The 20,596-nt window shown below is 63.3% G+C and carries 21 protein-coding genes; 17 read left to right on the forward strand and 4 right to left on the reverse strand.

Annotated features, from left to right (window positions below):
• Complete coding sequence (locus tag ACFPB1_RS06485) at positions 1-1,161, reverse strand: NEW3 domain-containing protein (protein WP_379223181.1); 1,161 nt, start codon at positions 1,159-1,161, stop codon at positions 1-3.
• Between the two features lie 189 nt (positions 1,162-1,350).
• On the opposite strand from ACFPB1_RS06485, the gene ACFPB1_RS06490 reads away from it, so the two are divergent.
• Genes ACFPB1_RS06490 through ACFPB1_RS06500 form a run of 3 tightly spaced genes read left to right on the forward strand, consistent with a single transcriptional unit; the run spans position 1,351 to position 3,550 of the window.
• Positions 1,351-1,947 carry an RNA polymerase sigma factor gene (locus ACFPB1_RS06490; protein WP_379223183.1) on the forward strand — a complete coding sequence of 199 codons (597 nt, stop codon included), beginning with the start codon at positions 1,351-1,353 and terminating at the stop codon, positions 1,945-1,947.
• A complete protein-coding gene (locus ACFPB1_RS06495) occupies positions 1,944-2,726 on the forward strand; it encodes an anti-sigma factor (protein ID WP_379223185.1) in 783 nt (260 codons plus the stop codon). Before ACFPB1_RS06490 ends, ACFPB1_RS06495 begins: the two co-directional genes overlap by 4 nt.
• 59 nt (positions 2,727-2,785) lie before the next feature.
• Positions 2,786-3,550, forward strand: coding sequence for a phospholipase D-like domain-containing protein (locus tag ACFPB1_RS06500; RefSeq protein ID WP_379223187.1), 765 nt, complete (start codon positions 2,786-2,788; stop codon positions 3,548-3,550).
• 421 nt (positions 3,551-3,971) lie between these two features.
• On the opposite strand, the gene ACFPB1_RS06505 is transcribed toward ACFPB1_RS06500, so the two are convergent.
• Positions 3,972-4,658 carry a TetR/AcrR family transcriptional regulator gene (locus ACFPB1_RS06505; protein WP_379223190.1) on the reverse strand — a complete coding sequence of 229 codons (687 nt, stop codon included), beginning with the start codon at positions 4,656-4,658 and terminating at the stop codon, positions 3,972-3,974.
• A gap of 191 nt (positions 4,659-4,849) precedes the next feature.
• On the opposite strand from ACFPB1_RS06505, the gene ACFPB1_RS06510 reads away from it, so the two are divergent.
• Entirely contained in the window at positions 4,850-6,301 is a 1,452-nt protein-coding gene (locus tag ACFPB1_RS06510; protein WP_379223192.1) for a DHA2 family efflux MFS transporter permease subunit, read from the forward strand.
• Between the two features lie 123 nt (positions 6,302-6,424).
• On the opposite strand, the gene ACFPB1_RS06515 is transcribed toward ACFPB1_RS06510, so the two are convergent.
• On the reverse strand, positions 6,425-7,237 hold the full coding sequence (locus ACFPB1_RS06515) for a helix-turn-helix domain-containing protein (protein ID WP_379223194.1): 813 nt from the start codon (positions 7,235-7,237) through the stop codon (positions 6,425-6,427).
• A 158-nt stretch (positions 7,238-7,395) separates the two neighbouring features.
• Between ACFPB1_RS06515 and ACFPB1_RS06520 the strand changes: the two genes are divergently transcribed.
• The 10 genes from ACFPB1_RS06520 to ACFPB1_RS06565 all read left to right on the forward strand — a co-directional run bounded on the left by ACFPB1_RS06520 (position 7,396) and on the right by ACFPB1_RS06565 (position 18,449).
• Positions 7,396-8,205 (forward strand): phytanoyl-CoA dioxygenase family protein, encoded by an 810-nt coding sequence (locus tag ACFPB1_RS06520; RefSeq protein WP_379223196.1) that lies wholly within the window; start codon positions 7,396-7,398, stop codon positions 8,203-8,205.
• Positions 8,206-8,354: 149 nt separating this feature from the next.
• The gene (locus ACFPB1_RS06525; RefSeq protein WP_379223198.1) at positions 8,355-9,101 is read left to right on the forward strand and encodes a phytanoyl-CoA dioxygenase family protein; all 747 of its coding nucleotides are present in this window, start codon (positions 8,355-8,357) and stop codon (positions 9,099-9,101) included.
• 34 nt (positions 9,102-9,135) lie between these two features.
• A complete protein-coding gene (locus ACFPB1_RS06530) occupies positions 9,136-9,984 on the forward strand; it encodes a helix-turn-helix domain-containing protein (protein WP_379223200.1) in 849 nt (282 codons plus the stop codon).
• Positions 9,985-10,234: 250 nt separating this feature from the next.
• The gene (locus ACFPB1_RS06535; RefSeq protein WP_379223202.1) at positions 10,235-11,347 is read left to right on the forward strand and encodes a metallophosphoesterase; all 1,113 of its coding nucleotides are present in this window, start codon (positions 10,235-10,237) and stop codon (positions 11,345-11,347) included.
• A gap of 254 nt (positions 11,348-11,601) precedes the next feature.
• On the forward strand, positions 11,602-13,911 hold the full coding sequence (locus tag ACFPB1_RS06540; protein ID WP_379223204.1) for an alpha/beta hydrolase family protein: 2,310 nt from the start codon (positions 11,602-11,604) through the stop codon (positions 13,909-13,911).
• 76 nt (positions 13,912-13,987) lie between these two features.
• On the forward strand, positions 13,988-14,419 hold the full coding sequence (locus ACFPB1_RS06545; protein ID WP_379223206.1) for an RbsD/FucU family protein: 432 nt from the start codon (positions 13,988-13,990) through the stop codon (positions 14,417-14,419).
• Positions 14,420-14,652: 233 nt separating this feature from the next.
• Entirely contained in the window at positions 14,653-16,839 is a 2,187-nt protein-coding gene (locus ACFPB1_RS06550; RefSeq protein ID WP_379223208.1) for an alpha-galactosidase, read from the forward strand.
• Positions 16,840-16,959: 120 nt separating this feature from the next.
• Positions 16,960-17,349, forward strand: coding sequence for a phage holin family protein (locus ACFPB1_RS06555; RefSeq protein ID WP_379223210.1), 390 nt, complete (start codon positions 16,960-16,962; stop codon positions 17,347-17,349).
• Positions 17,350-17,496: 147 nt separating this feature from the next.
• Positions 17,497-17,916 (forward strand): hypothetical protein, encoded by a 420-nt coding sequence (locus tag ACFPB1_RS06560; protein ID WP_379223212.1) that lies wholly within the window; start codon positions 17,497-17,499, stop codon positions 17,914-17,916.
• A 149-nt stretch (positions 17,917-18,065) separates the two neighbouring features.
• Positions 18,066-18,449 carry a cytochrome C oxidase subunit II gene (locus ACFPB1_RS06565; RefSeq protein WP_379223214.1) on the forward strand — a complete coding sequence of 128 codons (384 nt, stop codon included), beginning with the start codon at positions 18,066-18,068 and terminating at the stop codon, positions 18,447-18,449.
• 63 nt (positions 18,450-18,512) lie between these two features.
• Here the strand turns inward: ACFPB1_RS06565 and ACFPB1_RS06570 are convergent, their stop codons facing one another.
• Positions 18,513-18,770 carry a hypothetical protein gene (locus tag ACFPB1_RS06570; protein WP_379223216.1) on the reverse strand — a complete coding sequence of 86 codons (258 nt, stop codon included), beginning with the start codon at positions 18,768-18,770 and terminating at the stop codon, positions 18,513-18,515.
• A 107-nt stretch (positions 18,771-18,877) separates the two neighbouring features.
• On the opposite strand from ACFPB1_RS06570, the gene ACFPB1_RS06575 reads away from it, so the two are divergent.
• The 3 genes from ACFPB1_RS06575 (at position 18,878) to ACFPB1_RS06585 (ending at position 20,507) form a co-directional block, all read left to right on the forward strand.
• Complete coding sequence (locus ACFPB1_RS06575) at positions 18,878-19,165, forward strand: Dabb family protein (RefSeq protein ID WP_379223218.1); 288 nt, start codon at positions 18,878-18,880, stop codon at positions 19,163-19,165.
• A 148-nt stretch (positions 19,166-19,313) separates the two neighbouring features.
• Entirely contained in the window at positions 19,314-19,739 is a 426-nt protein-coding gene (locus ACFPB1_RS06580; protein ID WP_379223219.1) for a DUF86 domain-containing protein, read from the forward strand.
• Positions 19,740-19,841: 102 nt separating this feature from the next.
• Complete coding sequence (locus ACFPB1_RS06585) at positions 19,842-20,507, forward strand: helix-turn-helix transcriptional regulator (protein ID WP_379223536.1); 666 nt, start codon at positions 19,842-19,844, stop codon at positions 20,505-20,507.
• Positions 20,508-20,596: the final 89 nt, after the last annotated feature.

A 20,596-nucleotide genomic window follows, 5' to 3' on the forward strand; every position in this document is an offset into this window, starting at 1 on the left:
TTACCGCCTCCCGTATTTGCGGAACAAGTAGTATAGGCCGGCCGCGACGGCGAGAATGATCAGAATGCCGATCCAGCCCCACAGCACCGAAGACTTGACCGCGACGCGGATTTGGGCGTCGGCGCTTTTTTCCGGCGCGGCCGCCGTGATGTCGACGACATAGTCGCCGGCGAGCGATTTCTTATCCGCCTTGATCGTCGCCTGGACGTGCGTCGTTCCGCCAGCCGCGATGCTGTCGACGGTCGCCGGCTCGAACGCGACCTCCCAGCCGGACGGGGTCTGGGCCGACAGGGCGACGTTCTTCAACTCCGACGAGCCCGCGTTCGTCACGACTAAGTCCAGCTTACGCTCCGAGCCCGCCGTGACGTCCGTGCTCAGCACATCGTTCGCGGTACCGAGCTTCAGGTCGTACGTGCCGGTGACGGCAGCCTCGACGGTCGTGGTCGCGGAGGTGCCGTTATTGCCGGCCCGAATCGGGATTTTGTAGGTGCCGGCCTTGACCGTCTCCGGCGGCTTGACACTGATACTGATCGATTTCTCGCCGTTCGGGTCGACCTCGACGGACGTGACGCTGTTGGCGCCGTCGGCGAAGGTGACGTCCCAGCCCGGCTCCGCCTGCGCCGCCAGCGCGTAGGTCTGCTTCTCGGCCGTGCGGTTGCGCAGCGTCGCGCTGAACGTGAACGTCGAGTCGGCATGACCCTGCATGTTGGGCTGATCCGTCGTCAGCTCCGTGCGAAACGTGCCCTGCTCCGAGACCCGGACGCCCAGCGGCAGCGTGACGCCGCCGGCGTCCACTGCGAAGCCGTACGTGCCTTTGTTCACGTCGAGCGGGACGTCGAGCTGCAGGTTGACGGTCTGCGTCTCCCCGGCCTTGACGGCGAGGCGGCTGACCGTCCGGCCGCCGGCCGTCAGCTCGTAATTCCACTTGTTGCCTTTGTCGTCGAAGCCGAGGGAGACGGAAGCCGTGGAACCGCCGTGATTGATGACGTCGATCGCGTACGAGATCGAGTCGCCCGGCGGCGCGGACAGCTCGAGGTACGGCGTGTAGAGCTCGACCGAGCCGGCGGCGGCGGCGGACCCGGCGCCGGCCGAAGCAAGCCCCCAGACGAGACAGAGTGCGAGCAGTGCGTGAATGCTGAGTTTGCGGCATGCGCGAAGCATGCGATCCCCTCCTCGAACGGAAATGATGGCTGCCCGGAGCAGCTTTTTCATCATCGGTACGAACGGGAAGCCCGGTTGGATTTATCCGGCCGCAAAATTTTTTTTGTTTTCGAACGGCGCGATTTCTGCTACAACGAAAATAAAGAAGGGTGCGGGAGAAGCAGCGATCAATCCGAGGAGGTGGCAGTCGTGAATCAGTCCGGCGAAGACTTGTCCGTCGTTCTTCGCGACATGTGCGAAGGTTCCGTGGAGGCGTTCGACCGGTTCTACGCCGCGTTCGCGCCGCTGATCATGAGCATCGCGCTGCGCATGCTGGGCGACCGGATGGAGGCGGAGGACGCTTGCCATGACGTCTTTCTGGAAGCGCTTCGGCGGGGGAACCGCTACGATCCGGGGCGCGGCTCCGTCGAAGCGTGGGTGGCGGTGATGACCCGAAGCCGCTGCCTGGACCGTCTGCGGCGCGCCAAGAAGCTCGTCCGGCAGGAAGCGTGGGACGAGGCGGCCCTGCCGGATGCGGCGTCTGCCGCGGAGGAGAAGGTGCTGTCGCGGATCCAGCGGGAGGCGGTACGGGACGCGCTCGGCACGCTGCCCGCGGGACAGCTGCAGGCCGTGGTCGGCAGCTACTACGGCGCGAAATCGCACAGCGAGATGGCTTCCGCGTGGAACGTGCCGCTCGGCACCGTGAAGTCGTGGGTGCGCTACGGCTTGAATAATATGCGCAAGCAGCTGGAGAAGCGCGGCTGGGCGGGCGAGAAAGACGACGGCATGGGGGAGGTGCGCAAATGAGCGATACGCCGCGTTATTCGAGGGACGCCAGCAGCCGGCATTACCGGGAAGAGGATTGGGTCGATTGGCTGCTCGGCGGCAAGCAGGACGCCGAGCGGGAGGCGATGGCGGCGCATCTCGCGGGCTGCGACCGCTGCCGGGCGGCCCGCGCGGCATGGGCGCCGCTGCTTGAGGGCTCGGCGCCTGAGCCGGGCGCGCCCGCCGCGTCCGAGCCGGCGCGTCCGTCTGAGATGCTTCGCCGCCGGCTGCGGCTCTACGTCCGGCGGCGCGCGGCCGTGCTGCGCATCCGCCGCGCCTTGCGCGCGCACCGCCGGACGGCCGCCGCCGTCGCGGCGATCGCCGTGCTGCTGCTGCTGTGCGTGACGGGGCTGTACCGGCGCGAACCGAGCGCCGAGGAGCAGCGCAAGGTCGACGCGGCCGTGCTGGAGCCTGCCGCGGCTTCGTTTCTCGACGACCCGCAGACGGCGGGCTTCGCGGTGCGGCCGGAGCTGGAGCAGCTGGGCAAGGGTTATATCTGGTTCAACGACGCGTCGGGCGAAGTCTACGTCATGCTCGAAGGGCTCCTGCCGAGCGCCGGGCATGACGTGCAGGTCTGGGCCGTGAACGAGGCGGGACGCATCAATCTGGGACTGCTGCATCACGACCGCCCGAGCCGCGCGCATCTGTTCGTCAAGCAGGCGCTGCTGCCGAAGGCGCACCATATCGCGCTGACCGTCGAGCCGGCGGGCGGCAGCCGCATGCCGACGGAACCCGACGTGCTTGTGTTCCGCCTGCAGTGAGGTTGATCCCCGGGCGTTTCGTGGTAAACTAAGGGAAACCCGCAAGCAGGAGGAGCGCCATGAAACGCATCGCAATCGTACTGACGGCGCTGTTGACCGTATTCGCCGCGGGCTGTTCCCTGACCGCTTCGCCTTCGGCGACGGCTCCGGCCGCGGAGGACGGAATCCAAGCGGAATGGGCGTTTACGCAGGCCGGCCAGAAGCCGGAGGCACTGCTGATCGGCGTCATCGACGGCGCCGAGCGGACGCTCGACATCGCCATTTACAGCTTGACGAAGCCGGATATCGTCGACGCGATCAAGCGCGCGAAGACCCGCGGCGTCGCGGTGCGCCTGATCACCGACCGGATTCAGGCCGAGGGCAAGAGCCAGAAGGAGGCGCTGAAGCTGCTCGGCAGCGCGGGCATCCCGATGAAGCTGAACACGCACAGCGGGCTCATGCATCTGAAGATGACGGTCGCGGACGGCAAAACGGCGACGACAGGCTCGTTCAATTATTCGAAAGCCGCTAGCACGGATAACGACGAGGTGCTGATGGTGCTGCGCGACGAAGAAGTCGCGGCATCGTTCGAACGCCAATTCGAGTCGATGTGGACGGATACGTCGGGGTTCGCGCCGATCGCACCGAGCATCGCAAGCGGCACCGCCGATTCGCCGCCGGCAGACGAACCCGCCGGCGCGGCGGCGCCGGATTCCGGCGGCGCGGCCGTCTTCCGCAGCTGCGCGGAAGCGAAGGCCGCGGGGAAGGCTCCGCTTCACCGGGGCGTCCCCGGCTACAGCGCCAAAATGGACGGCGACGGGGACGGCGTCGCCTGCGAGAAGTGACGGCCGCGCCCAGGTCAAGCAAGACGTGCGGCCCGGGCGACCCGCTGCTGCCAGGTAACGGGCGGTACCGGTATACGCGTCATGACGAAAACCCGCTTAGGCGGGTTTTTTGTCGCAATGACTAGTTTCGCCGTTTCGCGCGGCATTATGAGAGGAAACGCGGCCGGTTCGGCGCAAGAGGGTGAAGAGATCACCTACATGAGAGGAAACGCGGGCCGCTTCGGCGCAAGAAGGTGAAGAGATCACCTTCATGAGAGAACATGCGGGTCGAATCGGCGCAAGAGGATGACGAGGCCGCCTGCATGGTGTCCGTGCCGGCAGCCCGGCCGGCGCGTAAAAAAGCCTCCAATCCAGCCGAAGGATTGGAGGCTTTTGCTGCCGCTTTTTTGCCGCCGCTAGCCGCGCCGAACGGCGGCAGTGGCTAATACACGCCGTATGTCACTTTGCGCACCAGCTGCTCGATGCGCTCCTGCATGCCGGAGTCGTCGACTTGCTCGTAGACGCCCGGCTTGAACAGCTGCCGCTTCTTGATCGCGTAATAATCGCTCATGGCGCCGCGGAGCGTCAGGTTATGGCGCATCAGATAATGGGGATCGAGCAAATGCCGGAACATCAGCTCATCCTGCAGGATAAGCAGCGTCGCGTTGGCTTCGTGCACGTACCCTTCCGCCATGCCCCGCTCGTAAAACTGCCGAAGCCGGTCGTTCCGTTCGCTCACGGCGACGTCGATGGCGGCCATCAGCTGCGGATAAACCTCGCGCAGGTCGCCGAAGAACGCCTCCGTGCCGTAGTTGGCGATCAGCAGCGTCTGGGCGAACGACGACTTGAAGCCTTTGACGTACGCGTCCAAGCTGCCGGTCTCGAATTGATCTTCGGAGCCGACGACGAACCCGATGAACAGCCGAACCAATTGATCTATGATTTCATCGCGGGACGGAAAATATTTGTACAACGTGGCTTTGGACAGATCCATCGTCCTCGCGATGTCGTCCATGCGAAGGCTCTGGAAGCCGTTCGATTTCACGGGATGGAGCAGCTTGGCCACGTACTTGCTCCTGATCGTTTCGTCCGTATACCGGCAGTTTTGCGTGTCGTTGGTCGTTTCCATAAGCGCTCACACTCACTTTCCTTACGTGTAAGTATACACAATCCGGCCGCTGAAATAAACTAACTATCCTAACTAAACTAAAATCGATTAAATGAGTTTACTTTATCTAGGCGTTGGTGTATGATCAATCTACAAAATGGCGCAGCATCTACAGAGCCATTACCATGTAGCGAGGGAGAGAACCATACGTTATGAGCAATCCATCCGCGGCTAGCGTCCGTTTCTGGCCGATTATGATCGCGATTTTTTTCGGCGCGTTCCTCAGCATCCTCGGCATCAGCACGATCAACGTCGCGCTGACCATCTTCATGAGCGATTTCCATGCGAGCCTGAGCACCGTCCAATGGACGCTCACCGGCTTCATGCTGTCGCTCGGCACGATCGCCCCGCTGACGGGCTATCTCGGCAATAAGTTCGGCTTTAAAAACGTCTATTTGTACGCGATGGTCGGCTTCGTCGCTTTCTCGCTGCTGTGCGGGTTCGCGTGGAACATCGAATCGCTGATCGTGTTCCGCATCCTGCAGGGCATCTTCACGGGACTGATCCTGCCGGCGACGATGACGATCATCTTCCAAGTGATCCCGCGCGAGCGGCAGCCGTTCGCGGTCAGCATTTGGGGCTTGTCGGCCATGCTGGCGCCTGCCTTCGGCCCGACGATCAGCGGCTGGCTCATCGAGCAGTTCAGCTGGCATTGGCTGTTCTTCATCAACGTGCCGATCGGCATCCTGGCCATCGTGTTCATCGGCATCATGATCCCGAGCTACCGGATCGGCTCGCCGTCCAAGCTCGACATCCCCGGCTTGCTCACCGTCGTGATCAGCAGCGCGTCCCTGCTCGTGGCTCTCAGCGAAGGGCGGGAATGGGGCTGGGGCTCCGGCAAGACGATCGGGTTGTTCGCGGCCGGCGTCGTATTCCTGATCGCGTTCATCGCGCTGGAGCTGCGGTCGAAGAATCCGCTGCTGAACCTGCGCGTGTTCGGCAACTACCGCTTCTCGATCACGCTCGTGGCGAATACGATCATCACGATCAGCCTCTACTCCGGCACGCTGCTCGTGCCGCTCTTCCTGCAGAACGTGCAGCAGACGTCAGCGATGGACACCGGCCTCATCCTGCTGCCGTCCTCGCTGATCATGGCGCTCGCGATGCCGATCGCCGGCAAAATCTATCCGCGCGTCGGCGCGAAATGGATGACGTTCGCGGGCCTCGTGCTCATCATCTTCGGCAGCTACGAGATGACGCAGCTCCACACCGGCAGCTCGCATACCTATATTATTCTGTGGATGGCCGTCCGCAATCTCGGCGTGTCGTTCGCGGCCGCCGCGACGAGCACGGCCGGCATGGAAGAGATCGGGCCAGCGATGGTCGGCCACGCGTCCTCCGTCACGAACTGGGTGCGCAACGTCGGCGGATCGTTCGCGATCGCGCTGTTCACCTCGCTGCTTGCGTCGCATGCGCTGACGCATGCGACCGAATTGACGCAGAGCGGCGGAGGGACCGCGCAAACGATCCCGCTGCTGTCCTTCACGATGAGCGTCAACGATGTCTTCCTTATCGCGACCTTCATCGCGGTGGCGGCCATTCCGTTCACGCTGATGATTCGCAAGAAGCTGCTGGCCGCGAGAACCGAGTCCGCGGCTGCCTGATACCGGCATGTAAGCCAAAGAGCGCCTCTTTTCGGGCAAGGGAATCCCCTTGTCCGGATGAGGCGCTCTTTTCGCGTATCGTCCGGGGCGGCTTCGGCAGATCGCTTCCGCCGCCGCGCCCGCTCACGTGTGATCCTGCTGCTTGTACGTGCGCGGGTTCACGCCGAACCGTTTGCGGAATTGGCTGAGAAAGTGGTTGTAATTCTGGAACCCGACCTCGGCCGCAACCTCCGCCGCCTGGCGCCCGGAATGCTCGAGCAGCACCGCCGCCTGGCGGATCCGCATGTCGTTCAGCGAATCGATGATCGACGCGCCGGTCGAGGCTTTGTACAGATGCGCCAGCCGGGACGCCGACAAGCCGACCTCCCGGGCGAGATCCTCGATCCGCACTGCCTCGCGCATGCGGGAGACGAGCAGATGCTGCACTTCCTCGATCCGGGGGTCGAACGGCTTCGAGAACCGCCGGGCGAGGAGCAGGATCACCTCGCGGATCGCGTTCTCGGACAGCTCGCCCCAATACGCGCCGCGTTCGATGGCGTCCGCCAAGATCCGGTCGAACGCCGAGCGGACGCGCCGGCGCGCGGATTCGTTGTCCATCGCGTGCACGATGAGCTTGTCGCCGGGAAGCAGGCTCGTCTCCGTAATGCGCGGGGTAAAATGCGCCCACATGAAGTTCCAGCGGCCGCCCTTGCGCGTGCCGTACTGGTGGGGCACGCCGGGCTGCATCAGCGTGACGTCCCCGGCCTGGCAGAATCGTTCGATTCCGTCGATCTCGAAGCAGCCGCTTCCGTCAAGGGTGTACGTCATCAGCCAATCGCCCATGCCTTCCGGCCGCCGGATGACGTACGAGTCGGGATGGTTGAAATGTCCGGCGATGACGGCGTATTCGCCTTGCTCCTTGATGATGGACGGCGGCTGCGTCCGTTTGGCGTCCATGCTTCTTCCCCTTTCGCCTTCAGGCAGGATAATTTTCATTATAGCAGGATCGATGGGGTTTTTAGCATGATCGTTACTTCAGCTTCGCCGCCGGCGGGACTACAATGAAGGCAAGGGAAGCGCAATCACTTCGAGATCTGTCATGGAGGGATGGGGCAATGGCCGACACACTGCGAGCGCTGACGGAAGAGCAGAAGCGCCGCTTCGACACGGAAGGTTATTTGATCGTCAAAGGGCTGTTCACGCCGGACGATCTGGCGGAAATCACGGAGACGTTCGATAAAATGAGCCGCGAGACGATTCCCGGCTATTTCGAGCCGGACTTGACAGGCGATGCCGGCGATCCGCTCAAGCGTTACCCGCGCGTCATGCATCCGCATCGCTATAACGTGACGGCGAAAAAATTCATGCTGCATCCGCCGGTCATGGCGGTGCTCGCCGATCTGTACGGCGAAGAAGCCTACGCGGCGCAAAGCATGTTCTATTACAAGCCGCCCGGCTCGAGAGGACAGGCGCTCCACCAGGACAATTTCTACCTGAAGGTGGAGCCGGGCAACTGCATCGCGGCGTGGACGTCGGTCGATCCGGCGAACGAGGAGAACGGCGGGCTGCTCGTCGTGCCGAAGACGCAGGCACACGAAATCGCCTGCCCGGAGGAAGCGGATACGCGGGAATCGTTCACGAGCCATTACGTCAAGCCGCCGAAGGACGGTGTCGTCGTGCCGGTCATCATGGACAAGGGGGACGTGCTCTTCTTCAACGGCAACCTCATTCACGGCTCGTACCGCAACAAGACGAAGGACCAGTTCCGCCGCGCGTTCATCTGTCATTACGCCAACGCGTCCGCGACGACGATCAACGTCCACTACAATCCGCTGTACAAGGCCGACGGCACGGAGCTCGTGCTGAGGGGCAATCCCGACGGCGGTCCGTGCGGCGTGGAGGTCGGCGAGTTCACGTATCACTAATGCGGGTTTTTCGGCTGCGTCCGAAGATAAGCATACTTTATCGGTGAAGATGTGAAGCGCTTCCGCCGCGATCGCGCGATAATGAAGCCATACTGCTGCGGCATCGCCGTAGCGTCGCGGGCAACCGCAATCTTAGGGAGGCGGAAGAGATGTCAAACACGTTAGGCGGCAGGTTGACGCAGGCGGACGTGGACCAGTACGGTGCGCAGGGCTATGTCCTGTACCGGAATCAGCTGTTCGACGCCGCGAAGCAGGCGGAGCTATCCGCGATATTCGAAGAGCAGTGGGAGATGGTCGGGCGCCGGCTCAACAGCGAGCTGGACACGCCGCATTTCCGCGACGAACGGCTGCTGAAGTTTCTGCTGGCCGACGAAGTGCTCGATCTCGTCGAACCGATTCTGGGGCCGAACATCGGGCTGTGGTCCAGCCATTTCATCTGCAAGGAGCCGCTGATCGGCAAGCAGACGCCGTGGCACGAGGATTCCGCATATTGGAAGGGCCGCCTCGACCGCTTCGACAAAATCGCCACCGTCTGGCTCGCCATCGACCGCAGCACGAAGGAGAACGGCTGCATGCGCGTCATTCCGGGCACGCACAAGAACGGCTTCTCCGATTACGAGGCGGTCAGCGAAGACGAGAATATATTCGCCTCGCAGATCAAAAATATCGACGAATCGCGGGCGGTCTATTTCGAATTGGAGCCCGGCCAGTGCTCCATTCACGATTCCCGGATCATCCACGGCGCGACGCCGAACAAGAGCCCGTTCCGCCGCTGCGGCTATACGATGCGGTATTTCTCCACGGAGGCGAAGGTCATTCCCGAGAAGAACCCGGGCTTCAAAATATGGCTGGCGCGCGGCAGAGACGTCGCCGGCAATCCGTTCGTCAACGTCTGAAGCGAAGCGGCGAATGCGGAAGGAGGCGCAGGCCATGCAGGCAAGCGGCGGACCCGAAAGGCTGATGAACGAGAGCTACATGACGCTGTCCGCGCCCGTCCGGCTGTTCCGGCATCACGTCGACGGCCGCATCGGCACGCATTGGCATGAATTTTTCGAAATGGGCTTCGTGGTCGCGGGCAGCGGCACGCATGTCCTGAACGGCGTCCCTTCGCGCCTCGCGCGCGGCTCGGCGTTTCTGCTGACCCCCGCCGACTTCCACAGCCTGGAGCCGGATCCCGGCGGAACGCTGCAGCTCTACGATCTCATCTTCACCGACCGGATCATCCGGGACTCGCTGCTGGCGCTGCTGTTCGAGCAGGGCGGCGGCCATGCCGCGGATTACGGCCCGGAGGAGACGGAGGCGGCGGAACGGGAGTTCGCGCTAATCGGGGAGGAGTCCGCCGAGCGCAGGCCGGGCGGCGAGCTGCTCGTGCAGGGGAGCGTCGAGCGGCTGCTCATCGGGCTGTCCCGGCGCAGCCGGCCGCGGGAAGCCGGCGGGCCTATGGACGGCGACGGGCCGATGGCGCCGTCCGTCCGCAAGGCGCTCATCCATATCCAGCATCATTTCCGCGACCCGCTTCCGCTCGAGGAGGCCGCCGCCAGCTGCGGTCTGTCTCCGAACTATTTCAGCGAATGCTTTCGCAAGGCGGCCGGCGTCACCTTCCAGACATACGTCCAGGAATTGCGGCTGCAGTTCGCCAAGTCGCTGCTCATGACGACGCGGCTGCCCGTGACGGAGATCTGCTTCGCCTCCGGCTCCGGCACGCTGCCGCATTTCGAACGCGCGTTCAAGAAGCGGTTCGGCTCGACGCCCCGGGCTTGCCGCGCGGAGACGCGATGACCGAAGCGGGCGCGCGGACACGAATATTCTTCCGGCTGCCGGCCGGCTGCATCATGCGCAGCCGGCTTTTTTGCGCGCGCGTCGCATTTCCGTCCCCGAGTCGCTATACTAATAGGATAGGCTTCCTGCGCTAGACGGAATCGATAGTTTCAAGTGAAAACGAAGTGAACGTGACGAACCGAGCAAGCGAATGGGAAAGGTTGTGAAGCGGGCGATGCGCAATTTGCCACCAAGGGTCAGAATGTTGCTTATGCTGCTGCTGTTCGCGGGATTGCAGGTCTATGCGGGCTGGCACGCGGCGTTGTTTATCGGGGAGGTGACGGGTGCGTCCGGGCTTGCGTATGGGTTGACGTTCTGGCCCGTGTATCTCGTCCTCGCGTTCGGCTATCTGCTCGCCCGGCTGCTGCGCCGCCGGCTTCCGGCCTTCGCCGCGCTCGGCTTGAAGTGGGCCGGCTCGTACTGGATCGCGGTCTTCCAATACGCCGTCCTGCTGCTGCCGGCCGCGGATCTGGCCGCCTGGGCGCTGCGCGCGCTCGGCGTCTCGAACGCGCATGCGATCCTCTATACCGGAAGCGCGGTGACGCTGCTGCTGCTCGGCATACTGCTGCTCGGCTCGCGGAACGCGTGGTCGCCGGTCGTGAAGGAATACGCGGTCACGGTTCCCAAACCGGGCGGCGCTTTACAAGAGCTGCGCATTGCGGCGGCATCCGATCTCCATCTCGGCACGACGGTGGGGCGCCGCCACTTGGAGCGGCTCGTCCGGCGCGTCAACGGGCTGCGGCCCGACGTGATGCTGCTCGTCGGCGACGTGCTCGACGACGACGTCGAGCCGTTCCTGCGGCGCGACGACGGGAGCCGGCTGGCGCGGATCCGGTCGACGTACGGCACGTACGCGGTGCTTGGCAACCACGAATATCACGGCGGCGGCATCGACGCGTACGTCGAAGCGATGCGCGGGCTCGGCATCCCCGTGCTGCGCGACGAGACCTTCGCGATCGCCGGCAGCGTCCATTTGATCGGCCGCAAGGACAAGACCGACCGCGGGCGGGCATCCGTCGCGGAGCTGACGGCCCCCCTCCGCGACGGCAAGCCGCGGATCCTGATGGACCACCAGCCGGCGGCGATCCGGGAAATCGCCGGCGCGGGCATCGACGTGTCGTTCCACGGCCACACGCATCGCGGCCAGATGGCGCCGAACCATTGGTTCACGCGGCGGATCTTCGAGCTGGACTGGGGGTATAGGGCGTTCGGCTCGCTGCACGCGTTCGTGTCCTGCGGCTTCGGCACGTGGGGACCGCCGATCCGGATCGGCAGCCGGAGCGAGATTCTGTGCGTCACCGTCCGGTTCGATTCCCAATCGTGACAACAACTGCGTCTTGGTCACGGCCGGGAACCGTCGTATAATCGAAGCAGGCGAGATTCGCGCGGCGACGCGATTCTCATCGCTTCGCTGCGTGCTCGCGAAACGATTCGATAGATTCAGATTAGATAGATTCTATAGAATTCGAGAAAAGAGATGCGCCGGATGCAAGTTCTTCATGCTTCACCAGATGCCGCGCGCATCAATAGTTCCGGTACACCAAGCATCAAGCGCGGACGGAGAGGAGCTGAGCGCAGATGGAACTCGAACTGAATACGCCGCTCGCGCCGCTGCCGCTTCCGCCGCGGCGGAAGCCGGCCTTCAAGCGGATCTGGGCTTGGCTGCTGCGCCGCGGCCGGGCGACGCTCCGCTTCGATACGGCGATCTGGCGCGCGGCCATCGCCGGCATATGGCTTGTTCTTAGCGCGGTGCTCGTCGTGACGGCGCTCGGCATGCCGACGGGCATCGGGGTCCTCTTCGACGCCGCGGCTGCGGTGCTGCTCGGCACCGTCGGCATGGCGGCCGCGGGCTTGGCGCTCGCGTACCTGCTGTCGCTCGCATACGCGCCGGTTCCGCGGCTGACGGCGGGGGCGCTCGCCTTTGCCGTGTTCGCCCTCTGGTTCATCGCGGATAAGGCGAACCTCGGCGACTGGATGTCGATCGTGCTGGCCGGCATCGTCGCGGGCATCGGGTTCGCCGGCGGCCTGTTCATCGGAGCGCTGGCCAGCGAGCGGGTGCCGATGGCGCTCAAGGCGGCGCTGATCGTCGCGGTCACGCTGTCGGGCCTGACCTTCGAGAGCTGGCCCGTCAACGTATACGGCGACGTGCCGGCGGACGCGCAGCTGATCGAGGGCGAGCCGGACATCGCGCGGCTGGCGGCGGATAATCCGGCCGCGGACGGTACGTACGCCGTGAAGTCGTTCACGTACGGCAGCGGCACCGACGAGAAGCGGAGCGAATTCGGCGCGGACGCCGCGCTCACGTCGGAATCGGTCGACGCGTCGGCGTACATTCACCGCTGGAAGTGGGTGCGCAGCCTGTTCTGGGGCTTCGACGAGACGCAGCTTCCCCTAAACGGACGGGTGTGGATGCCGGAGGGCGACGGACCGTTCCCGCTCGTGCTTATCGTGCACGGCAATCACTTGATGGAGCAGTTCTCGGACGACGGCTACGCGTACTTGGGCGAGATGCTGGCCAGCCGCGGCTTCGTCGCGGTATCGGTCGACGAGAACTTCCTCAATTATTCCTTCTGGGGCAACATCCCCGATAACGACATGAAGGTGCGGGCGTGGATGCTGCTCAAGCACCTGCAGCAGATCGAAGCGTTCGATCGGCAAGCGGACACTCCGTTCTCCGGGAAGGTCGATCTGGCCCGGGTGGCGCTGATCGGCCATTCCCGCGGCGGCCAGGCGGTCGCGATGGCCGCGGACCGCGGCAAGTGGTTCGCGTCGGACAAGACGCTCGCGAGCCTGGACGCCGTCCGTATCCAGGCGGTCGTCGCCATCGCGCCGACCGATACGACGGTTGATAAGAAGAAGGCGCAGCTGAAGGATACGTACTACTTGTCCCTTCAAGGCGCGAGCGACGGCGACGTCGACACGTTCGGCGGCGAGCGCCAATATATCCGGTCGAGCTTCTCGCCGGGCTCGAACCGGTTCAAGGCGACGCTCTATATCGGCGAAGCGAACCACAGCCGCTTCAACACGAGCTGGGGGACGATGGACGACAGCCTGCCGGGCGGCCTGCTGCTGCGGAAGGGCGACATGATGGAAGCGGACGACCAGCGCCAAGTCGCGAAGGTGTACGTCTCGGCCTTCCTCGAGACGGCGCTGCACGACAGCGGCGACTACCGGCGGCTCTTCCAGGATTATCGCGCGGGCGAGGCGTGGCTGCCGCAGGCGACGTATTTGAACCGGTACGAGGACGGCAGCTTCGTGCCGCTCGCGCGCATCGACGAGGATTACAACAAGACGAAGCTGACGAACGGGGCGACGGCGTCGGCGGAGCGCCTCCAGTGGTCCGAGGCCGCGGCGGAGGACCGCGACGGCAACGACAAGGGCACGCGCGGCGCGGTGCTGGAGTGGAAGCAGGGGGACGGCAGCTACTCGCTGCGGCTGCCGGCGTCGTTCGACGCGCTGCATGCCAGCGGCGAGCGGCAGGACTTCGTCTTCAACATGACGAATCTAGAGCGAGACCTGCCCGGCTTCGACGGGGACGGCGCCAAGAACAGCGGCTCGGGCATTCCGCTGCCGCAGATCGAGGTCGAGCTCGAAAGCCGCAACGGCGCGGCCGTCCGCATGCCGCTCTCCGCGTTCAAGGCCGTCACGCCGCTGCCGTACACGCACTTTACCTTGTTCCCATGGATGGAGAAGAACGCCATGAACGGCAAGTACAAGGATCCGACGGAGCCGGTGTTCCAGACGTACAGCCTGCCGCTCGAGCGGTTCCGGGCCGCCAATCCCGCGTTCGAGCCCGAGCATCTGTCCCGGGCGACGTTCTACTTCACGAGCGATCGGGGCAAGGTCATGCTCGACGACATCGGCCTCGCCGATTCGTTGTCGCCTTGACTTGACGGCGCGCTAGACAAGAAGCCGGCGGCGCGGGCAAGTCCGCGCGCGCCAATCCGACAGGAGGCATGCGATCATGCTGCTGGGCATTCCCAAGATCATCCCGCCCGAATTGCTCAAGATCATGATGGAAATGGGCCATGGCGACGAGCTCGTCCTGGCCGACGCGAATTTTCCGGCCGCGAGCCACGCGCGGCGGCTGGTCCGGTGCGACGGGCACGCCATTCCGGAGCTGCTGGACGCGGTGCTGCGGCTCTATCCGCTCGACCAATACGAGGCGAAGCCCGCCGCGCTCATGGAGGTCGTCCCGGGCGACAAGGTCGAGACGCCGATCTGGGACGTCTACGGCCGAATCGTTCGCGAGCGGACCGGGCTGGAGGCGCCGTTCGAGAAGCTGGAGCGATTCGCGTTCTACGAGCGGGCGCGAGGCGCGCATGCTGTCGTCGCCACGGGCGAAGGGGCGCAATACGCGAATTTGATCCTGAAGAAGGGCGTCATCGTTCCATAATCGCGCGCCGGAATCCGGCCGTTCCCGAACCGACTCGGGGACGGCCGGATTTTTTTGCCGAAAATACGTCTGCGCATACGAGCTGGAATCGGGGAACCGTCCTACAAATATCCATAGGAAGGCTTCAAGCCTCCATGTCATGCGCGGCTTGTTCCACCTATACTTGTAGACGACTGACGTAATGGATTGCCGTTCGTACAGCATCGTTTATTCCATAGGGAGGATTTTCCGCCATGCCGATCGCCTTTCACGCCGAGAGCGGCCTGTTCCATTTGCAGACGCCCTCGATGAGCTACATGTTCCAATCGCTCCGGGGCTTCCCGGCCCACGTCTACTGGGGACGCAAGCTGAGCGAAGCCGCCGCGGAGCGGCTGCTGAAGCGCGTCGAACGCGCCTCGTTCAGCCCGAATCCCGTGCCGGAGGACCGTTCCATTTCGCTCGATACGCTGCCGCAGGAATACCCGGGCTACGGCTCGAGCGACTTCCGCAACCCGGCCTACGCCGTCCAGCTGCCGAACGGCACGACCGTGACGGAGCTGCTGTACGTCTCGCACGAGATCAAGGCCGGCAAGCCGGCGCTCGAAGGGCTGCCCGCCGTGTATGACGAGCGGGCCGACGAAGCGGAGACGCTGATCGTCCGCCTGGAGGACCGGCTGTCCGGCTTGAAGGCGGAGCTGTCCTATACCGTCTTCGAAGCGTTCGACGCGGTCATCCGTTCCGCGCGCATCGCGAACGCCGGCGCCGAGGCCGTGCAGCTGACGCGCGCGCTGAGCTTCAGCGTCGACCTGCCGCACGACCGCTTCGAGCTGCTGCAGCTGTCCGGCTCCTGGGCGCGCGAACGCTACGTCCACAAGCGCGCGCTGACGCCGGGCGTCCAAGCGATCGAGAGCCGCCGCGGCTCCAGCAGCCATAACAATAATCCGTTCTTCGCGCTGCTCGCCGAAGGGGCGACCGAAGACCACGGCGACGTCTACGGCTTCAGCCTCGTCTACAGCGGCAGCTTCGCGGGCGGCGTCGAGGTGGATCAATTCCATACGGCGCGCGCGTACATGGGCATCAACCCGTTCGATTTCTCGTGGCGCCTGGAAGCGGGCGAATCGTTCCAGACGCCGGAGGCGGTGCTGGTCTTCTCGCACGAGGGACTCGGGACCATGTCCCGGACCTACCACGAGCTGTACCGGACGCGGCTGTGCCGCGGCGCGTTCCGCGAAGCGGTCCGTCCGATTCTGGTCAATAACTGGGAAGCGACCTACTTCGAATTCAACGCCGACAAAATCGAAGCGATCGCCAAGGCGGGGAGCGAGCTCGGCATCGAGCTGTTCGTGCTCGACGACGGCTGGTTCGGGCACCGCGACAGCGACAACAGCTCGCTCGGCGATTGGGTCGTCGACCAGAAGAAGCTGCCGAACGGGCTTGAGGACCTGGCGGAGCGGGTACGCAGCCACGGCCTGGAATTCGGCCTGTGGTTCGAGCCCGAGATGGTCTCGCCGGACAGCGACCTGTACCGCGCGCATCCGGACTGGGTCCTGCACGTGCCGGGACGCCGCCGGTCCGAAGGCCGCCAGCAGCTCATTCTCGACCTCTCCCGCGCGGACGTGCAGGATTATATCGTCGAAGCGGTGAGCGGCATTCTGCGCAGCGCGCCGATCACCTATGTCAAGTGGGACATGAACCGCAACATGTCCGAGATCGGCTCGGCGCTGCTGCCGCCGAACCGCCAGCGCGAAACGGCGCACCGGTACATGCTCGGTTTGTACGCCGTGCTCGAGCGCATCACGTCGGCGTTCCCGAACGTTCTGTTCGAGAGCTGCTCCGGCGGAGGCGGACGGTTCGATCCCGGCATGCTGTACTACATGCCGCAGACGTGGACGAGCGACAACTCCGACGCGATCAGCCGGCTTAAGATCCAGTACGGCACGAGCATCGTCTATCCGGTCAGCGCCATGGGCGCACACGTCTCCGCCGTGCCGAACCATCAGGTCGGCCGCCTGACCCCGCTCAAGACGCGCGGCGATATAGCGATGTCCGGCAACTTCGGCTACGAGCTGGATTTGACGGCGTTCACGGACGAGGAGAAGGAAGAAGTGAAGCGGCAAGTCGCGCTCGTGAAGGACGTGCGGGGGCTCGTGCAGTACGGCTCCTTCTACCGCCTGCTCAGCCCGTTCGAGGGCAACGAAACGGCATGGATGTTCGTCTCGCCGGACAAGCGCGAGGCGCTGGTCGTGCACGTGACCGTGCTGAACGAAGCGCACGCGCCGCTCGGTCGCCTCAAGCTGAAAGGGCTCGATCCGGAATTCCGCTACGAGTGGATCGGCACGGGCGAGATCGTCGGCGGCGACGAATTGATGTATGCCGGCGTGGCTAAAGAACGGGTTCGCGGCGACTATCACAGCGTCGTGTACCGATTCATCGCGAAGTAAGGGACGGCGCGCGCCCGAACCCCGCGGAATGACTCGCGCGGCAGGGCTGCGGCAGGGACAACCCGCCCCCTCGATGCATATGCTGTAAAGCAGCGTATATTGAAAGGGGAGTGGATAAACGTGCCGCACACGATTGCTTGCAGCGCGTCGGCCGCGCTTGGCGTGGTGCTGGTCTTCTCCTTCGGCATTTGGCCGGAATCCCTCACGTTGCTGCTGGTCGCCATGGGAATCGACTACGTGACGGGCATTACCGCCGCCTTGAAGGAGAGAAGCCTGAACAGTTCGGTGGGCTCTTGGGGGTTGGCGCGCAAAGGCCTCATGCTGCTTGTCATCATGCTGGCGCATCGCGTCGACATCCTGATGGAGCTGGATAATATCGCAATGGGCGGAGCGATTTATTTCTACTTGGCCAACGAGCTGATCTCCGTGACCGAGAACCTGGGACGGATCGGCGTGCCGATCCCGGACCGGCTACGCCAGTTGATCGAAGTGCTCAAAAATAAAAAATAAGCCCGCGCATACCGCGCAATCGCCTAGGCCATCCTGAATCGGGACGGCCTCTCTTTTTTCGGGGTCAAGCCGCGTTGCGCAATCGGCATCCATCTGATATAATGAGAACAAATGTTCGTGTTAATCATTATATGGAGGGACGGGCCTATGGCGCTGGATATGGAGACGCGGCCGGCGGAGGCGGGCGGGCAGCCGGAGACGGGCGATTCGCGGACGCTGCTAGGCAAGGAGATGGAGCTCGTCAGACGGTACGCGCTGCTCGGCATCGCGTGTGCGATTCTGGAGCACGACATCCGGATCGCCGAGGCGGCGAAGACGAAGCTGCCGCGGCTGTACGAATCGATGATGCGCGGGCTGCAGGACCGCGTGCTGCTCGACCTCGCCGGCATCCGCAGGCAGTTCAAGGCGAGCGGGATCGGCGGCTTCGACGAGAAGCGGACGGAGGAATCGCTGACGGCCACCTACCGGTGCATGGGCTTCCAGCGGTCGTTCTCCATGCCGTGGACATTCGTGAAGGCGGAAGCGGAGCGGCTGCTCAAGGGATATTTGAAGCGGCGGAGCGTGTAGGGCAAGGCGGAAAGGCTGTCAAAAAACGTTCATCGATTTGTCAAAAAAAGAAAAAAGTTTGACGGCCGGATTAGTTTAAGGTTGAGAATAACGGACGATCTTAGGTAATATAAGGAGTAGACATTTGATGAAAAGGGGAGCAAGTGACAATGCATAAGTGGATTATGTTCGTCGTTTTCGCAGCGGCTTGCGTTTTGGGCGTTGTTCTTCTTACGACCCAGCTTCCGGACAAGCCGGTCGACGAAGCGGCTTCGCTGCCGCCGGGCGAATCGCTGCTGAAGGTGGAAGCTTCGCAGGACTTCGTCTTCGACCAAAAGGAATACCACGTCAAAAAGGGCGATAAAGTGAAGCTGGAGCTCATCAACAAAAGCGGCATTCACGGTCTTTCGATCCCGGATCTCGGCATCGAATTGGCAGGCGACAAGCTGTCGCAGGAGGTCACCTTCGATAAAGCGGGCACGTTCGAAATGCACTGCGCGGTCATGTGCGGCGTCGGCCATGCGGATATGAAATCCGTGCTCATCGTCGAATAAGCAAACAAAAGGAGCCCGAAGCGGCTCCTTTTTTATCATCCGGGCATGCGGCGCGGCGCCCGCTCAGTCGTACGAGCGCCGGCGGCTGCGTCCTCTGGCGATGGCCCAGTCGCAGATATAGCCGAGCAGCGCCCACGAGGCGACCGTCAGAACGTACATCAGATACACGTTGGCATGATGAATGTCGACGACCATGTCCGCGATCCAGGCGGGCACGCTGAACATGAAGAAGACCATATTATGCGGATCGTACCCCGTCGAATTGTACAAGCATAACGCGACGCCGATGAGCGTGGCCGCGATCGTAACCGGATAACGCATGAGCTGCCTCTCCTTTGCTGGAAGATTGCCGAGTTCCGGCACCTTGCGTTATTATGTGACAAAAGGGTGCAGCGCATCCCCACCACAATTTATGAAGGAGCGAACTGATGATTACGCATATCGTACTGTTCAAACTGAAGGACGGCAGCCCGGAGAACGTAGCGCGGACGGTCCAAGTGCTGAAGAACATGGAAGGCAAGATCGACGAGCTTCGTTCCATCGAAGTCGGCACTGACGTGCTGCATTCCGAGCGTTCGTACCATATCGCGCTCGTGACGACGTTCGACTCGATGGAAGCGATGAGCGCCTACCAGGTGCACCCGGAGCATCAAAAGGTCATCGCGCATATGGCCGAAGTCCGCGAAGCTTCCGCAAGCGTGGATTACGAAACGTAAGGACGGGGCATAGCGAATGGGTGACGTATTCGAAATGATGACTTACCTGATCGTCGTCATCGTCAGTCTCATCGTGATGACGATCTGGCTCAAGCGCAAGGCGCGCAAAAACAAACGGTCTTAACCGGAATTCGAGGTACAAGCAACTATGTATTATGTGAATCGCGAACAAATCGCGGTGCGTCTCGCGGCGCTGCCCGAGGTGGGCGAGGCGCTCCGCGCGCTCCGCTCGGAGTGGAACGGCAGCCTCCTTCAAGGCTTGGCGCAGGAGCGCGCGCTGTACTTGGCAATCGAAATCGTCACCGACGTCGGGAGCTATCTGATCGACGGCTTCATCATGCGCGACGCCAGCAGCTACGAGGATATCGTGACGATCATCGCGGGCGAAGGCGTGTTCCCGGAAGCGCTGACCGCGCCGCTGCTTCAGCTCGTGCAGCTGCGCCGGCCGCTCGCGCAGGACTATTTCAACTGGAAGCGGTCGGAGCTTCACCCGTTCGCGGCGGAGCTGCCGGACACGCTCGCGGCGTTCAAGGAAGCCGTGGAAGCCTACCTGCTTAAGGAGCTGGGCGCGTGACCCGGACCCGGCGGGCGTCGATTTACGAATCGGCCGAAATGGGGTACAATGACCTCAAAACGCAGCAGCCTGCATAGGCCGAAGGTGGTGGATGGAATGGGAATGGAACCGGGCGGAATGCCGTTCATGCGCAAGGAGCAGGCGGTCCGGCAGGAAGGCTCGACGCGGCAGACCGTGCTTACGCTGCTGAAGACGAATGGCCAGATGAACGCCGGCGAGCTGGCGAGACAGCTGCAGATCACGGAAATGGCTGTGCGCCGTCATCTCGGCACGCTGGAGCGGGACGGCTTGATCGCGCCGACCGTCGTTCGCCAGGCCATGGGCCGGCCGACGCATATGTTCAGTCTGACGGAGCAAGCCGAGCTGCTGTTTCCCAAAAACTATCACGTCCTGGCGATGGATCTGCTGGAGGAGCTGGAGGACGACCCCGAGACGGCCGCGATCATCGACCGGCTGTTCGAAGGCCGCAAGCGCAAGCTGCTGGACCGCTACGCCTACCGGATGGAAGGCAAGTCGCTGGAAGAGAAGGTGTCGGAGCTGGCCGCGATTCAGAACGACGGCGGCTATATGGTGCAGGTGGAGGAAGACGGCGAAGGGCTGGTGCTTCACGAATACAACTGTCCGATCGCGCAGGTGGCGAACCGGTATCAGCAGGCTTGCCAATGCGAGCTGGCGCTGTTCCGGCAGCTGCTCGGCACGGACGTGGAACGGACGGAATGCTTGGCGAAGGGCGGCGGCAAATGCAGCTACCGCATCGCCGGCGCCTGAATCGAATCGGATCGAACGACGCGGGAGCGAGCTCCGGCGTCTTTTTTTATTGTCGAAAGAAGTGTCAAGCCAAGCCCATGCTGTGTATA

It is taken from the genome of Paenibacillus sp. GCM10023250, from assembly GCF_042653205.1.
Lineage (GTDB): Bacteria > Bacillota > Bacilli > Paenibacillales > Paenibacillaceae > Paenibacillus_Z.

What these genes read in the sequence shown, in the direction of transcription:
- ACFPB1_RS06560 (WP_379223212.1), top strand. Translation starts at nt 17,497, where the DNA reads ATGGCGCTGGATATGGAGACGCGGCCGGCGGAGGCGGGCGGGCAGCCG.
- ACFPB1_RS06525 (WP_379223198.1), top strand. Translation starts at nt 8,355, where the DNA reads ATGTCAAACACGTTAGGCGGCAGGTTGACGCAGGCGGACGTGGACCAG.
- ACFPB1_RS06575 (WP_379223218.1), top strand. Translation starts at nt 18,878, where the DNA reads ATGATTACGCATATCGTACTGTTCAAACTGAAGGACGGCAGCCCGGAG.
- ACFPB1_RS06510 (WP_379223192.1), top strand. Translation starts at nt 4,850, where the DNA reads ATGAGCAATCCATCCGCGGCTAGCGTCCGTTTCTGGCCGATTATGATC.
- ACFPB1_RS06495 (WP_379223185.1), top strand. Translation starts at nt 1,944, where the DNA reads ATGAGCGATACGCCGCGTTATTCGAGGGACGCCAGCAGCCGGCATTAC.
- ACFPB1_RS06585 (WP_379223536.1), top strand. Translation starts at nt 19,842, where the DNA reads ATGGAACCGGGCGGAATGCCGTTCATGCGCAAGGAGCAGGCGGTCCGG.
- ACFPB1_RS06485 (WP_379223181.1), bottom strand. Translation starts at nt 1,161, where the DNA reads ATGCTTCGCGCATGCCGCAAACTCAGCATTCACGCACTGCTCGCACTC.
- ACFPB1_RS06535 (WP_379223202.1), top strand. Translation starts at nt 10,235, where the DNA reads ATGCTGCTGCTGTTCGCGGGATTGCAGGTCTATGCGGGCTGGCACGCG.
- ACFPB1_RS06530 (WP_379223200.1), top strand. Translation starts at nt 9,136, where the DNA reads ATGCAGGCAAGCGGCGGACCCGAAAGGCTGATGAACGAGAGCTACATG.
- ACFPB1_RS06580 (WP_379223219.1), top strand. Translation starts at nt 19,314, where the DNA reads ATGTATTATGTGAATCGCGAACAAATCGCGGTGCGTCTCGCGGCGCTG.
- ACFPB1_RS06545 (WP_379223206.1), top strand. Translation starts at nt 13,988, where the DNA reads ATGCTGCTGGGCATTCCCAAGATCATCCCGCCCGAATTGCTCAAGATC.
- ACFPB1_RS06520 (WP_379223196.1), top strand. Translation starts at nt 7,396, where the DNA reads ATGGCCGACACACTGCGAGCGCTGACGGAAGAGCAGAAGCGCCGCTTC.
- ACFPB1_RS06550 (WP_379223208.1), top strand. Translation starts at nt 14,653, where the DNA reads ATGCCGATCGCCTTTCACGCCGAGAGCGGCCTGTTCCATTTGCAGACG.
- ACFPB1_RS06570 (WP_379223216.1), bottom strand. Translation starts at nt 18,770, where the DNA reads ATGCGTTATCCGGTTACGATCGCGGCCACGCTCATCGGCGTCGCGTTA.
- ACFPB1_RS06515 (WP_379223194.1), bottom strand. Translation starts at nt 7,237, where the DNA reads ATGGACGCCAAACGGACGCAGCCGCCGTCCATCATCAAGGAGCAAGGC.
- ACFPB1_RS06565 (WP_379223214.1), top strand. Translation starts at nt 18,066, where the DNA reads ATGCATAAGTGGATTATGTTCGTCGTTTTCGCAGCGGCTTGCGTTTTG.
- ACFPB1_RS06540 (WP_379223204.1), top strand. Translation starts at nt 11,602, where the DNA reads ATGGAACTCGAACTGAATACGCCGCTCGCGCCGCTGCCGCTTCCGCCG.
- ACFPB1_RS06505 (WP_379223190.1), bottom strand. Translation starts at nt 4,658, where the DNA reads ATGGAAACGACCAACGACACGCAAAACTGCCGGTATACGGACGAAACG.
- ACFPB1_RS06500 (WP_379223187.1), top strand. Translation starts at nt 2,786, where the DNA reads ATGAAACGCATCGCAATCGTACTGACGGCGCTGTTGACCGTATTCGCC.